Consider the following 13,310-nt stretch of genomic DNA (forward strand, 5'->3'; position numbering starts at 1 on the left):
GTCAAGACCGCGTTCAAGAGCGCCGTCAGGCTCGCCGGGCTCGGTCCCGGTGTATCGCCTCACACGTTGCGGCACACGGCCGCGACTTGGCTGATGCAGAAGGGCGCCGACCCGTGGCAAGCCGCCGGCTTTCTCGGAATGTCACTTGAGGTTCTGCTGAATACATACGGCCACCATCACCCTGACTATTTGTCGGATGCAGTCGAGAAAATCGCGATGCGCGCGCCAGGTCGCGAACGAAAGGCGCACGTATCTGGTGCGGTTTCTGGTGCGGTCATCCCGCTGCGGCGAGACAATCCCTAACTAAGCAATTGATTTGACTGGTGGGCCCGGCAGGACTCGAACCTGCAACCAGACCGTTATGAGCGGCCGGCTCTAACCATTGAGCTACAGGCCCCGCCGCGGGCGGCCGCGGAGAGCGGCCGGCAACGGTGCCGGCATCGTTTACAGGGATGGCGGCGTTCCGGCAATGCCGGGGGTCAATCGACCGACACGCCCGCGAACTCCACCACCTTGCGCCATTTCTCGGTCTCGTCGGCGACGAGCTTGCCGAATTCGGCCGGCGTCATCGGTTTGGGGATGCCGCCGATCTCGGCGAGCCGCGTCACCAGCCTGGGGTCGCGCAGCGCTTCGCCGACCGCCTTGTTGAGGATATCGACGATTTCCGGCGGCGTGCCCTTTGGCGCCGAGATGCCGTAGAATCCGACGGATTCGAATCCCGGCACGGTTTCGGCGATGGCAGGCACGTCGGGCACCCCCGGCCAGCGCTGCGGCGAGGTGACGCCCAGCCCACGCATGGTTCCCGCGCGCACCTGTTCGAGCGCGCCGGGCAGGTTGTCGAACAGCACCTGCACCTTGTTGGAAATCAGATCCGGGTAGGCGATCGCGGAACCACGATACGGCACATGGGCCATATCGACATGGGTCAGCGCCTTGAACAATTCCGCCGACATGTGCACCGAGGTGCCGTTGCCGGACGACGCATAGGACACCTTGCCGGGATTGGCCCTGCAGTAGTCGATGAACTCCTGCACGGTCTTGACCGGCAGCGATGCCGGCACCACCATCATGTTGGTGAGCTGCATGATGCTCGCGACCGGGGTGGTGTCGCGGATGAAATCATAGGGCAGCTTCCTGTAAAGCGAGGCTGAGATCGCGTTGTTCGGCGCGACGAACAGCAGCGTGTAGCCGTCGGGCGGCGAATTGATCGCCGCCGCCGCGGCGAGATTGCCGCCGGAGCCGGCGCGGTTCTCGACCACGAATGGCTGGCCGAAATGTTCCGACAGCCACTGGCCCACGATGCGCGCGACGATATCGACCGCGCCGCCGGGGGCGAACCCGATCAGCCAGCGCACCGGACGGTTCGGGTAGTCGGCGGCGGACGACGGCCCGATTCCGGCCGCGAGGCTCAACAGGCAAACCAGACCAGCCAAAGCGGCGCGAAAAAACCGGATCATTATGCTTCTCGTCGTTTTCTTGTTAGCGTTGAACGGATGCTTTCACAAAATCCAGGGCTTGCCTACAACCCAGCGTGGAACCTTGCTTGAGGCCAAGCATGAAAATTGCCCATATGGTTGGCGCCGGGGCTCTGCTGCTGGTGGCGAGCGCCGTTGCGCAGGATGGAGGCGGGGCTATTTCAAAAACGACCATCAGCCTGGGAACGGCGACGCCGGGCGGCGGCTTCCCGCTCTATGGCGATGCCTTCGCCGAAGCGATCAACGCCGCCGATCCGACGCTGTCGATCGCGCCGCGCAATACCAGCGGCAGCAACGAAAACATTCCGCTGCTGGAGGCAGGAAGCCTCGATATCGCGCTGGTCGCGGGCGAACCTGCTTACGAAGCCTTCATGGCCATCGGGCGGCCGGCTACCCGCCTGAAAATCCTGACCGCGATGTATTCCAGCCCGGGCATGTTCGTGGTGCGGGCTGACAGTCCCTACAGGACCATCCGCGATCTCGTCGGCCAGCCGGTCGCATTCGGCGCCAGGGGCTCCGGCCTGCCGATCCTGTCGCGCTATGTGCTCGACGGCATCGGGTTGAAGCAGGATGAGGATTTCAGGTCGATCTATCTCGATCGTGCCGGCGACGGCCCCGCCATGGTGCAAGATGGCCGCGCTGCCGCGCTATGGGGCGCCGGCATCGGCTGGCCTGGTTTCGCCGCGATGGCGCAGAGCCCGGGCGGCGCGCGGTTCATCGCGCCTGACGCCGGCGAAATCGCGCGCATCCGGGAAAAACACGCTTTTCTCAAGCCGCTGACGATTGCCGCGAACAGCTATCCCGGCCAGACGGCCGCGATCGCCTCGGTCGGCTCCTGGAGCTTTGTTCTCGCGCGCGAAAACCTGCCGGACGATGTCGCCTACCGGCTGGCGCGCGCGCTGCACGGGATTGAAGCCTCGCTCTGCAGGAAATTGCCGCAGGCGTGCGAGACCACGGCTGCGAACACCGTGGCGGCAGCGCCGGACGCCGAGCTGATCCATCCGGGGGTGCTCAGATATTTCCGCGAGATCGGGGTGGTGCGGTAGAGGGCGAATAGCGAGTAGCGAATAGCGAATAGTTGGTGCTGCTCACCGTTCGCCACTCGCCATTCGCTACTCACCATTCGCCATTCGCCCACTTCACTTCTTCACCAGCGAACAGGCCGGGTCCGGCGGGCCGAAGGCTTCCTCGCCGGAAATCCTGGCGAGGATCCTGTAATAGTCCCACGGATATTTCGACTCATCCGGTTTCTTGACCTCGACCAGCATCAAATCGTGGACCATCAGATTGTCCTCGCGCAGCCTGCCGTTGCGGGCAAAGAAATCCTCGATCGGCTTCTCGCGCATCTTCGCCGCCACCTTGAGCGGCTCGTCGGTGCCGGTCTCCTTGATGGCGTTGAGATAGGACATCACCGAGGAATAGACGCCGGCCTGCCACATCGTCGGCATCCGGTTCATCTTGGCGAAGTAGCGCTTCGACCATTCGCGGGCCTTGTCGTCCATGTCCCAGTAGAACGACGTCGTCAGCAACAGCCCCTGCGCCGCCGGCAGTCCCAGCGAATGAATGTCGGTGATCAGCGCCAGCAGGGCCGCCATCTGCTGGCCGCCCTTGAAGACGCCGAACTCGGAGCCGGTCTTGATCTCGTTCATGTTGTTCGGCGGTCCGGCGGCGATGCCGATGATCCTGGCCCTGGAAGCCTGCGCCTGCAGCACGAACGAGGACAGATCGGGGGTGGCGAGCGGCGGCCGCACCGCGCCCAGCACCTTGCCGCCATTGGCGGTGATGACGCTGGCGGCGTCGCGTTCGAGCGAATGGCCGAATGCATAATCGTCGGTGATGAAGAACCAGCTGTCGCCGCCGCGCTTCACCACCGCCTGCGCGGTGCCGACCGCCAGCGCACGGGTATCGAACACCCACTGCATCGCGTAGGGCGAGCAGAATTTTCCGTGGAAGTCGGCCGTGCCGGTCGAGTGCACGATCAGCAGCTTCTTCTTTTCGTTGGCGACGTTCTGTACCGCGAGGCCGACCGCCGACACCGGAACGTCGACGATGAGGTCGACCTGTTCGGTGTCATACCAGCGGCGCGCCAGGCCGGCGCCGATATCGGCCTTCAACTGATGGTCGCCGATGATCAGCGAAACCGGCTTGCCCAACACCTTGCCGCCGAAATCGTCGATCGCCATTTGCGCGGCGGTGACCGAACCCTGTCCGGTGGGCGTGGACGCCGGGCCGTTCATGTCGGTGAGGACGCCGATCTTGACCACCTCATCCGAAATCTGCGCGAGCGCCGCCATGGGCGCCAGCATCGCAGCCGCGAGCGCGCCAAGTGGCAACAGGTTTCTGGTGAACATCCTTAAACTCCTCCAGTTACCGCTGGCGCATTGGCCACCATCGCTTCTCCGGGCGCCCGGCGCGGTGCCCTCCTTTTGCGATCGTTCGCAGGCCTTCGTCAACGTAGCGAAAGGACCAATCAAGCAGACGACGGCAGGCTGTATATTTTGGGGCCGATTGAGTACATAGGCAGGCCATGATCACCCCCCAGCGCTTGCCGGCTCCACTTGCCCCGCTCGAATTGGCGCTTGCCGCTGTGCTGGATCGGCTCGCGCCGCAACATAGCCGGCGGAGGTGAACCGATGGCGAGGCCACTGTCGATCGCGATTGTCGGCGCCGGCATGGGCGGCCTCGCCGCCGCGGCGGCGCTGCGGCGCGTCGGCATCGATGTCACGGTGTACGAGCAGGCCGCGCAGTTCGCAAGGCTCGGCGCCGGGATTCAGATCGGCTGCAACGCCATGAAGGTTCTGCGGGCGCTGGGGCTCGAGGCCCGATTGCGCGGGCAATCCTTCTACCCGCGTTCCTGGAACAATCGGGATTGGCGAACAGGGCAAGTCAAGTTCGACATGATTTTTGGCGAGACCGCCGAGCAGAAATTCGGCGCGCCCTATCTGCTGGCGCATCGCGGCGACCTGCACGCCGCCCTGGCCAGCGCGGTTCCGGGCCAATACGTCAAGCTCGGCCACAAACTGGTCGGGCTGGATGAGACCGGCGACGGTGTCCGACTGGTTTTCGCCAATGGTGCCGTCGCGGTCGCGGATGCCGTGATTGGCGCGGACGGCGTTCATTCGGTGGTCAGAGATATTTTGTTCGGCGCCTCCCCGGTGCACTATACCGGGCGGATCGCGTATCGAACGACCTATCCCGCCGCGCTGCTCGGCGGACAGAAAATCGACGACTGCACCAAATGGTGGGGCGAAGACCGGCACATCGTCATCTACTACGTCAAGCCGGACCGCAGCGAAATCTACCTCGTGACCAGCCAGCCGGAGCCGGACTTCACGATCGAGTCATGGTCGGCCAAGGGCGACGTCAGACAATTGCGGGCGGCGTTCGACGGCTTCGATCGCCAGGTCGAAGCTGTGTTGGCCGCGTGTCCGGACGTGCACAAATGGGCGATCGTCGATCGCAATTCGCTTGAGCGCTGGTCGGACCGCAACGTGACGCTGCTCGGCGACGCCTGCCATCCGATGACGCCCTATATGGCACAGGGCGCCGCCATGGCGATCGAGGACGCCGCCGTGCTGTCGCGCTGCCTCGAAGGCGTCGAGCGGGACGGTGTCCCGAATGCGTTTCGCCGGTTCGAGGCGAGCCGGAAAGACCGGACCGCGCGGATCCAGCAGACCTCGCGAACCAATACCTGGCTTCGGGAAAAAACCGACACCGACTGGGTGTATGCCTACGACGCCTGGACCGCGCCGCTGGCGGCGTAGACGTTTTCCATAAAGGCTGCGGCACGGGGACGTGTCCCGGACGCGGCGCAGCGCATCTTGCGGTGCGCCGCAGAGCCGGGACCCACTCGAGGGCAGCGATCTCTTCAGCCATGATGGGCCCCGGATCAGCAGCGCACCACGCCGCAAACGCGGCGTGCTGCGCGGCATCCGGGGCACGCCAAGTTCAACCTCCGTCCAATTCCGCGAGCCGCTCTGCTTCCGCGATGTCATCCACCGTGTTGGCATTGAAGAAAGGATCGAGCGGCTCGGTCGGCCATGTCACGGTCGCGAGCCTGTGGCGCGCGGTCCAGCGGTCGATCTTTCTGATGTCCTCGACCACCAGCGCGCGGCGAAGTTCGTCGCGCAAGTCGACGCGCCATAGCCCGATCACCGGATGCGATTGTCCGTCGGAGGCCGCGACCGCGAGCTGCGCGTGCTGCTCCGCGAGCGCCTGATGCAGACGCGCCACCAGATCGCGCGGCAGGAACGGGCAATCCGCCGCCGCGCTCAGCACCAGCGACACGCCGGGTCGGTTCAGCACGACCCAGTCAAGCGCGGCCAGAATCCCTGCGAGCGGTCCGGGAAAATCGCCGACGCCATCCGGGATGACCGGCAGGCCGAACGCGGCGAAGCGCGCGGGATCGCCGTTGGCATTGAGAATGAGCCCGCCGCATTGCGGCTTCAGCCGATCGATGACGCGTTCCAGGATGGTGCGGCCGCCGATCCGGCGCATCGGCTTGTCGCCGCCGCCCATCCGCCGCGCCAGGCCGCCGGCCAGCAGCACGCCCGGGATTTCCGGCGCGTCGCTTGACGCTGCCTCAGTCGTCACGGTGTTCGCCCTTGCGCTTGTGCCGCGCGGATTCCTCTTCGACAAAGGCGAGGTTCTGGTCGAACACGATGCGTGCCTCGCCTGACAACGCGATGAAGCGCTTGCCGCGCGTGCGCCCGACCAGCGTCAGCCCGACCTGCCGCGCCAGTTCGACGCCCCAGGCCGTGAAGCCGGAACGCGACACCAGGATCGGAATCCCCATCCGCACCGTCTTGATCACCATCTCGGAGGTCAGCCGTCCCGTGGTGTAGAGAATCTTGTCGGCGGGATCGACGCCGTGGCGATAGATCCAGCCTGCGATCTTGTCGACCGCGTTATGGCGGCCGACATCCTCGGTGTAGCAGACAGGCTGGCCCTGCTTGCACAGCACGCAGCCATGGATCGCGCCGGCTTCCAGATAGAGCGAGGGCATGGTGTTGATCGCATGCGTCATCTGGTAGAGCCAGGAGGTGCGCAATTCCGCCTTCGGCAGCGCGACGCTTTCGACGGCTTCCAGGAGATCGCCGAACGCGGTGCCCTGCGCGCAGCCCGAGGTCTGCGTGCGCTTCCTCAGCTTCGCCTCGAAATTGGTGTGATGGGCGGTGCGCACCACCACCACCTGCAGGTCGTCGTCATATTCGACCTCGGTGACGATATCGTCGTATTTCAGCATGTTCTGGTTCAAGAGATAGCCGAGCGCCAGATATTCCGGGTAATCGCCGATCGTCATCATGGTGACGATTTCCTGCGCGTTCAGGTACAAGGTCAGCGGCCGCTCCACCGGCACCCTGATCTCGACGGTGGCGCCGGCCTGGTCGGTCCCGGTGACGCGCTCGGTCAGCCGTGGATCGTCCGGGTTCGGCACGATCAGGGGGACGGGGGCTTTGTCGATCTTCATCATATCGGCGAGGCTAGCATGACTTTATCTCCGGACCGATATAAAGCATCTCCGGGCATGGGCGAAATGCCGCCAGGATCGTCATTGCGAGCCATCGGGTCGCGCGAATGCGCGCGCCCGATGACAGGCTCCGCGAAGCAATCCATTTCACGGCCCGGGGAAGCAAGGACTGGATTGCTTCGTCGCTTTGCTCCTCGCAATGACGGCAAGGCGCTTGGGGCGCGGAGAACGAGATGAAACTGATAGGCCTCGCGGGATGGAGCGGCGCCGGCAAGACCACCTTGCTGGCGCGCGTGATCCCGCATTTGCTGGCAACAGGCCTGCGCGTCTCCGTCATCAAGCACGCCCATCACGCGTTCGATGTCGACGTCCCCGGCAAGGATTCCTGGGTGCACCGGCAGTCCGGCGCCACCGAGGTGCTGGTGTCCTCGAGCCGGCGCTGGGCGCTGATGCATGAGTTGCGCGGCGCCGCCGAACCGCGGCTTGCCGAACTATTGGCAAAAATGTCGCAGGTCGATCTCGTCATCGTCGAAGGTTTCAAGCGCGAGCCGCATCGCAAGATCGAGGTTTTTCGCGCCGCCAACGCCAAGCCGTGGCTGTTCCCCGACGATCCCGGCGTGGTCGGCATCGCGAGCGATATTGCCGTTGAAAGCACGCTTCCGACCGTCCGTCTCGACGATACCGAGGCGGTCGCCGCGATGATGCTGCGGTCCGCGATAGCGGTCGAAGACGTGCTGGCGAAAAGCCTGAGCGAAAGCTGAGACGCAAGATGGCGCAATTGTCCGACGACTGCTTTGCCTTCGGCGGGCCGATGATGTCGGTGGAGGAGGCCGTCGGCATCATCGCCGCGCGGGTGACCGGGGTTGAGGAAGTCGAGACCGTTGCGCTCACGGACGCCGACGGGCGCGTTCTGGCGCGCGACATTGCCGCGCCGCTGCCGCTGCCGCCTTTCACCAACTCGGCGGTCGATGGCTACGCGGTGTCGGGCAGCACGCTTCCGCAAGCCGGGGAACAAGCCTTCGCGATCGCGGGACGCGTGCAGGCCGGCGCCTCGGCGCTGGCACGGGTCAAGCCCGGCGAGGCCATGCGCATCTTCACCGGCGCGCCGATGCCGGATGGCGCCGACACCGTGTTCATGCAGGAGGACGTCCGCGTCGAAAACGACAGGGTGGTTCTGCCCGCGGGGTTGCGGCCCGGGGCCAATGTGCGCCCGGCCGGCGAAGATGTCCCGCTGGGTTATCCGGCCATGCAGGCCGGCCGGCGGCTGCGGCCGCAGGATGTGGCGCTCGCCGCGGCCTTCGGCCTGACCGAGCTCGGCGTGATCAGGCGCATCCGCGTCGCGGTATTCTCGACCGGCAACGAACTGGTATCGCCGGGGGAGGCGCGCGCGGCGGCGCAGTTGTTCGACTCCAACCGCGTCATGCTGATGGCGATGCTGCGCCGGCTCGGCTGCGAGGTCCGCGATCTCGGCATTGTCAGGGACGATCGCGCCGCGCTCGCAGGCGCCTTGCGGAAGGCGGCCGGCGCCCACGACCTGATCCTTACCAGCGGCGGCGTTTCGACCGGCGAGGAGGACCACGTCAAGGCCGGTGTCGAAGCCGCGGGAAAACTGGTGCTGTGGCGAATGGCGATCAAGCCGGGGCGTCCGGTCGCGATGGGGATCATCGGCGGCACGCCGCTGATCGGATTGCCGGGCAATCCGGTGGCGAGCTTTGTCACCTTCGTCCATGTGGTGCGGCCGACCGTGCTGGCCTTGTCCGGCGCACAACTTCTACCGCTGGTGCCGATGCCGGTTCGCGCCAGCTTTGCCTACCGCAAGAAGATCGCCCGCCGCGAATATGTCCGCGTCAACCTGCGCAAGGCCGACGACGGCGTGCTCGAGGCGATCAAGTTTCCGCGCGAGGGCGCGGGGCTGTTGTCGTCGCTGGTCGATACCGACGGGCTGGTCGAGCTCGGCGAACAGGTCACCGCCGTCGAGCCCGGCCAGACCGTCGGATTTCTCGCCTACGCCAACTTGATTTGAAGTTCGATCGTCGCCGGAATCCATTTCGCTTGACCGCGAGCGTCCATTGACGACACGCCGCCCTCTCGTCATGTTCGGGACATGACCACGACAAAACTCGATCTCACCGGTCTCAAATGCCCGCTGCCGGCGTTGAAGACGCGCAAGGCGCTGAAGTCGATTGCGCCGGGGGATTTTCTTGAAGTGCACTGTACCGATCCGCTTTCGGTGATCGATATCCCGAACCTGATCCGGGAAACCGGCGACAAGGTTGAGCTCATGGAGCGGGCTGCAAGCCGGATCGTGTTCCTGATCGAAAAGGCGAATGCCTCGATTGAGAAGTCAAATCGCATGTAATCGTTTCGGTTGATGTGGACATGTTGGCGATCGACGTTTATCCCGACTTCAGCCCCAATCGATATTCGCTGCGTGTTCGGCGTCGGGTTCGGCGGGCGGGTTGCGAGGGCATGAAGGCGCCCCGGCGTGCCCCTTAAATGCTTATCAGCACGCCATAATTCTCTTGGCATGTGGCATGCCACAGATTACCATCGCTGCCGCTGGCAGGCAGGAACGAGACGTTTCATGGTTCATGACGTGCAGAAAGTCCGCTCGTTCGAGCATCCCGGCGCGGGACGGCGACGGGCCAAGGCGACCCCGAAGGGCCGTCAGATCGATCCCGTCGCCGCCGACGAAATCGAACGCCTGCTGGGCGACCGGCCGCGGCGCCGCGATCTCCTGATCGAGCATCTGCATCTGATCCAGGACACCTGGCATCGGATTTCCGCCGCGCATCTCGCGGCGCTCGCCGACGAGATGAAGCTGTCGTTCGCGGAAGTGTTCGAGACCGCGACCTTCTACGCGCATTTCGACGTGGTGAAGGAAGGCGAGCGCGATATCGCGCCGCTCACCATCCGGGTCTGCGATTCGCTGACCTGCGCCATGCTGGGCGCGGAGAAATTGCTGAATGAATTGCAGGCCGGCGCCGGTCCCGGCATTCGCGTGGTACGCGCGCCCTGCGTCGGCCGCTGCGACACCGCGCCCGCGGCCGAGGTCGGGCATCATTTCGTCGATCACGCCAATGTTTCAAACGTGCTTGCCGCGGCGAAGGCCGGCAAAACCCATGCGCATCTGCCCGACTATGTCGATTACGACGCCTATGTCGCCGGCGGCGGCTACCAACTGCTCAATCGCTTGCGCGCCGGCGAGCTTGCGAAGGAAGATCTCTTAAAATCGCTCGACGACGCCTCGTTGCGCGGGCTCGGCGGCGCGGGCTTCCCCGCGGGACGAAAATGGCGCGCGGTGCTTGGCGAGCCCGGGCCGCGGCTGATGGCGATCAATGGCGACGAGGGCGAGCCCGGCACCTTCAAGGACCGCTATTATCTCGAGACCGATCCGCATCGCTTCATCGAGGGCATGCTGATCGGCGCCCATGTGGTGGAGGCGAGCGATGTCTACATCTACATCCGCGACGAATATCCGGCCTCGCGCGACATCCTCGAACGCGAGATCGCCAAACTGCCGCCGGGCGGCCCGGTGCTGCACATGCGACGCGGCGCAGGCGCCTATATCTGCGGCGAGGAATCCTCGCTGCTCGAAAGCATCGAGGGCAAGCGCGGGTTACCGCGGCACAAGCCGCCCTATCCGTTCCAGGTCGGGCTGTTCGGCCTGCCCACCCTGATCAACAATGTCGAGACGCTGTGGTGGGTGCGCGACATCGTCGAGAAGGGCGCCGAATGGTGGAAGCGCCACGGCCGCAACGATCGTCAGGGCCTGCGCAGCTTTTCGGTCTCGGGCCGGGTCAAGCATCCCGGCATGAAGCTCGCGCCATCCGGCATCACGGTGCGCGAACTGATCGACGAGTTCTGCGGCGGCATGGCCGACGGCCATACCCTCCATGCCTATCTGCCGGGCGGCGCGTCCGGCGGCATCCTGCCGGCCTCGATGGACAATATCCCGCTCGATTTCGGCACCTTGGAGAAATACGGCTGCTTCATCGGCTCGGCCGCCATCATCGTGCTGTCGCAGCACGACAGCGTCAAGGCGGCGGCGCTGAACCTGATGCGCTTCTTCGAGGATGAGAGCTGCGGCCAGTGCACGCCGTGCCGGGTCGGCACCCAGAAGGCGGCGATCCTGATGGCGCGGCCGGTCTGGGACCGCGAATTGCTCGAGGAACTGAGCCAGGCGATGCGCGACGCCTCGATCTGCGGCCTCGGCCAGGCGGCCTCGAATCCGCTCACCACGGTGATCAAATATTTCCCCGACGAGTTCAAGGAAGCGGCGGAATGACAAGGATCCAGTTCGAGCTCGACGGCCAGCAAGTCGAAGCCACGGGCGGCGAGACGATCTGGCAGGTCGCAAAACGCCAGGGCCGGGACATCCCGCATCTGTGCTACTCGCCCGCGCCCGACTATCGGCCGGACGGCAATTGCCGCGCCTGCATGGTGGAGGTCGAGGGCGAGCGCGTGCTGGCGGCGTCCTGCAAGCGCACGCCGAGCGTCGGCATGAAGGTGAGAACGGCCAGCGCGCGGGCGGTCGCGGCGCAGAAGATGGTGATGGAGCTTCTGGTCGCCGACCAGCCGGCGCGTGCGACCTCGCACGATCCCGAGTCGAAATTCTGGCACTGGGCCGAGAAGGTTCAGGTTACCGAGAGCCGTTTTCCGTCCGCCGAGCGCTGGGACGCCGACCCCAGCCATCCCGCGATGCGCGTCAATCTCGATGCCTGCATCCAGTGCGGCCTCTGCGTGCGCGCCTGCCGCGAGGTCCAGGTCAACGACGTCATCGGCATGGCCTATCGCAGTCATCAAGCCAAGATCGTGTTCGACTTCGACGATCCGATGGGGGAATCGACCTGCGTGGCCTGTGGCGAATGCGTGCAGGCCTGTCCGACCGGCGCCTTGATGCCGGCGGTGATGCTCGACGAGAAAGAGACCCGCGTCACCTATGCCGACCGCAAGGTGGATTCGCTGTGCCCGTTCTGCGGCGTCGGCTGTCAGGTCACCTATCAGGTCAAGGACGAGAAAATCATCTATGCCGAGGGCCGCGACGGCCCGGCCAACCATAACCGGCTCTGCGTCAAGGGCCGCTTCGGCTTCGACTACATCCATCATCCGCATCGCCTGACCAAGCCGCTGGTGCGGCTGCCGAATGCGACGAAGGATGCCAACGACCAGGTCGACCCGGCCAATCCTTTCACGCATTTCCGCGAGGCCGATTGGGACGAGGCGCTCGACATCGCGGCCAGGGGTCTGGTCAAAATCCGCGAGGAAAAAGGCGTCAAGGCGCTCGCGGGCTTTGGCTCCGCGAAAGGCTCGAACGAGGAAGCCTATCTGTTCCAAAAACTGGTGCGCACCGGTTTTGGCTCCAACAATGTCGACCACTGCACGCGGCTGTGCCATGCCTCCTCGGTCGCCGCCCTGATGGAAGGCCTCAACTCCGGCGCGGTGTCGGCGCCGTTCGCTGCCGCCATGGACGCCGAGGTCATCATCGTGATCGGCGCCAATCCGACCATCAACCATCCGGTGGCGGCGACCTATATCAAGAACGCCGCCAAGCGCGGCGCCAGGCTGATCGTGATGGACCCGCGCAGGCAATCGCTGTCGCGTCATGCCTACAAGCATCTCGCCTTCAAGCCCGGCAGCGACGTCGCGATGCTGAACGCGATGCTCAACACCATCATCACCGAGGGCCTCACCGACGATCAATACATCGCGGGCTATACCGAAGGTTTTGAAGAACTCAAGGCGCGCATCCAGGAATTCACGCCGGAAAAGATGGCGCCGATCTGCGGCGTCCCGGCCGATACCTTGCGCGAGGTGGCGCGGATCTATGCGCGCTCGCGCGCCTCGATCATCTTCTGGGGCATGGGCATCAGCCAGCACATCCACGGCACCGACAATGCGCGCTGCCTGATCGCGCTGGCGCTGATCACCGGGCAAGTCGGCCGTCCCGGCACCGGGCTGCATCCTTTGCGCGGCCAGAACAACGTGCAGGGCGCCTCCGACGCCGGCCTGATCCCGATGTTCCTGCCGGACTACCAGCCGGTCGGGCGCACCGACCTGCGCGCGCCGTTCGAAAAGCTCTGGCATCAGGAGCTCGATCCGGTCCGCGGCCTCACCGTGGTCGAGATCATCAACGCGATCCATGCCGGCGAGATCAACGGCATGTATATCGAGGGCGAAAATCCCGCGATGTCGGATCCCGACCTGCAGCATGCGCGCGAGGCATTGGCAAAACTCGATCATCTGGTGGTGCAGGATCTGTTCGTGACCGAAACCGCGTTCCATGCCGACGTGATCCTGCCGGCGTCGGCATTCGCGGAAAAATCCGGCACCTTCACCAACACCGACCGCCGCGTGCAGCTCGC

Annotated in this window: 12 protein-coding genes and 1 tRNA gene; 8 read left to right on the top strand and 5 right to left on the bottom strand. The window is 65.0% G+C overall.

What is annotated here, in order from left to right; all coding sequences use genetic code 11:
- Positions 1–303: tyrosine-type recombinase/integrase (locus WCE35_RS01500; protein WP_424591573.1), on the top strand; the 303-nt coding region annotated here is incomplete at its 5' end.
- Positions 304–321: 18 nt separating this feature from the next.
- Here the strand turns inward: WCE35_RS01500 and WCE35_RS01505 are convergent.
- Positions 322–397, bottom strand: a tRNA-Ile gene (locus WCE35_RS01505).
- A gap of 82 nt (positions 398–479) precedes the next feature.
- Complete coding sequence (locus WCE35_RS01510) at positions 480–1,457, bottom strand: Bug family tripartite tricarboxylate transporter substrate binding protein (protein WP_424591574.1); 978 nt, start codon at positions 1,455–1,457, stop codon at positions 480–482.
- A 98-nt stretch (positions 1,458–1,555) separates the two neighbouring features.
- Between WCE35_RS01510 and WCE35_RS01515 the strand changes: the two genes are divergently transcribed.
- The gene (locus WCE35_RS01515) at positions 1,556–2,521 is read left to right on the top strand and encodes a TAXI family TRAP transporter solute-binding subunit (protein WP_424591575.1); all 966 of its coding nucleotides are present in this window, start codon (positions 1,556–1,558) and stop codon (positions 2,519–2,521) included.
- A 93-nt stretch (positions 2,522–2,614) separates the two neighbouring features.
- On the opposite strand, the gene WCE35_RS01520 is transcribed toward WCE35_RS01515, so the two are convergent.
- Positions 2,615–3,826, bottom strand: coding sequence for an ABC transporter substrate-binding protein (locus tag WCE35_RS01520; RefSeq protein WP_424591576.1), 1,212 nt, complete (start codon positions 3,824–3,826; stop codon positions 2,615–2,617).
- A gap of 282 nt (positions 3,827–4,108) precedes the next feature.
- Here WCE35_RS01520 and WCE35_RS01525 point away from each other — a divergent pair, with 282 nt between their 5' ends.
- Complete coding sequence (locus WCE35_RS01525; protein WP_424591577.1) at positions 4,109–5,239, top strand: FAD-dependent monooxygenase; 1,131 nt, start codon at positions 4,109–4,111, stop codon at positions 5,237–5,239.
- Positions 5,240–5,423: 184 nt separating this feature from the next.
- Here WCE35_RS01525 and mobA read toward each other — a convergent pair whose 3' ends face one another.
- Together mobA and WCE35_RS01535 are read right to left on the bottom strand one after the other, a co-directional pair.
- Complete coding sequence (gene mobA / locus WCE35_RS01530; RefSeq protein ID WP_424591578.1) at positions 5,424–6,068, bottom strand: molybdenum cofactor guanylyltransferase MobA; 645 nt, start codon at positions 6,066–6,068, stop codon at positions 5,424–5,426.
- A complete protein-coding gene (locus WCE35_RS01535; protein WP_424591579.1) occupies positions 6,058–6,948 on the bottom strand; it encodes a formate dehydrogenase accessory sulfurtransferase FdhD in 891 nt (296 codons plus the stop codon). Before WCE35_RS01535 ends, mobA begins: the two co-directional genes overlap by 11 nt.
- A 230-nt stretch (positions 6,949–7,178) precedes the next feature.
- Between WCE35_RS01535 and mobB the strand changes: the two genes are divergently transcribed.
- From mobB to WCE35_RS01560, 5 genes are all read left to right on the top strand, one after another.
- Positions 7,179–7,706 (top strand): molybdopterin-guanine dinucleotide biosynthesis protein B, encoded by a 528-nt coding sequence (gene mobB / locus WCE35_RS01540; protein ID WP_424591580.1) that lies wholly within the window; start codon positions 7,179–7,181, stop codon positions 7,704–7,706.
- Between the two features lie 8 nt (positions 7,707–7,714).
- Positions 7,715–8,968, top strand: a complete 1,254-nt coding sequence (gene glp, locus WCE35_RS01545; RefSeq protein ID WP_424591581.1) for a gephyrin-like molybdotransferase Glp — start codon at positions 7,715–7,717, stop codon at positions 8,966–8,968.
- Between the two features lie 81 nt (positions 8,969–9,049).
- Positions 9,050–9,304, top strand: a complete 255-nt coding sequence (locus WCE35_RS01550) for a sulfurtransferase TusA family protein (RefSeq protein WP_424591582.1) — start codon at positions 9,050–9,052, stop codon at positions 9,302–9,304.
- Between the two features lie 225 nt (positions 9,305–9,529).
- Complete coding sequence (locus WCE35_RS01555) at positions 9,530–11,233, top strand: NADH-ubiquinone oxidoreductase-F iron-sulfur binding region domain-containing protein (RefSeq protein WP_424591583.1); 1,704 nt, start codon at positions 9,530–9,532, stop codon at positions 11,231–11,233.
- Positions 11,230–13,310: molybdopterin-dependent oxidoreductase (locus tag WCE35_RS01560; RefSeq protein ID WP_424591584.1), on the top strand; the 2,081-nt coding region annotated here is incomplete at its 3' end. The genes WCE35_RS01555 and WCE35_RS01560, both read left to right, overlap by 4 nt.

Source organism: Bradyrhizobium sp., assembly GCF_049691595.1.
Taxonomy (GTDB): Bacteria; Pseudomonadota; Alphaproteobacteria; order Rhizobiales; family Xanthobacteraceae; genus Bradyrhizobium.

Excerpts from the sequence above, each read along its gene's own strand:
- WCE35_RS01525 (WP_424591577.1), top strand. The coding sequence starts at position 4,109 with ATGGCGAGGCCACTGTCGATCGCGATTGTCGGCGCCGGCATGGGCGGC.
- WCE35_RS01515 (WP_424591575.1), top strand. The coding sequence starts at position 1,556 with ATGAAAATTGCCCATATGGTTGGCGCCGGGGCTCTGCTGCTGGTGGCG.
- WCE35_RS01550 (WP_424591582.1), top strand. The coding sequence starts at position 9,050 with ATGACCACGACAAAACTCGATCTCACCGGTCTCAAATGCCCGCTGCCG.
- WCE35_RS01510 (WP_424591574.1), bottom strand. The coding sequence starts at position 1,457 with ATGATCCGGTTTTTTCGCGCCGCTTTGGCTGGTCTGGTTTGCCTGTTG.
- WCE35_RS01520 (WP_424591576.1), bottom strand. The coding sequence starts at position 3,826 with ATGTTCACCAGAAACCTGTTGCCACTTGGCGCGCTCGCGGCTGCGATG.
- WCE35_RS01535 (WP_424591579.1), bottom strand. The coding sequence starts at position 6,948 with ATGATGAAGATCGACAAAGCCCCCGTCCCCCTGATCGTGCCGAACCCG.
- WCE35_RS01555 (WP_424591583.1), top strand. The coding sequence starts at position 9,530 with ATGGTTCATGACGTGCAGAAAGTCCGCTCGTTCGAGCATCCCGGCGCG.
- mobB (WP_424591580.1), top strand. The coding sequence starts at position 7,179 with ATGAAACTGATAGGCCTCGCGGGATGGAGCGGCGCCGGCAAGACCACC.
- glp (WP_424591581.1), top strand. The coding sequence starts at position 7,715 with ATGGCGCAATTGTCCGACGACTGCTTTGCCTTCGGCGGGCCGATGATG.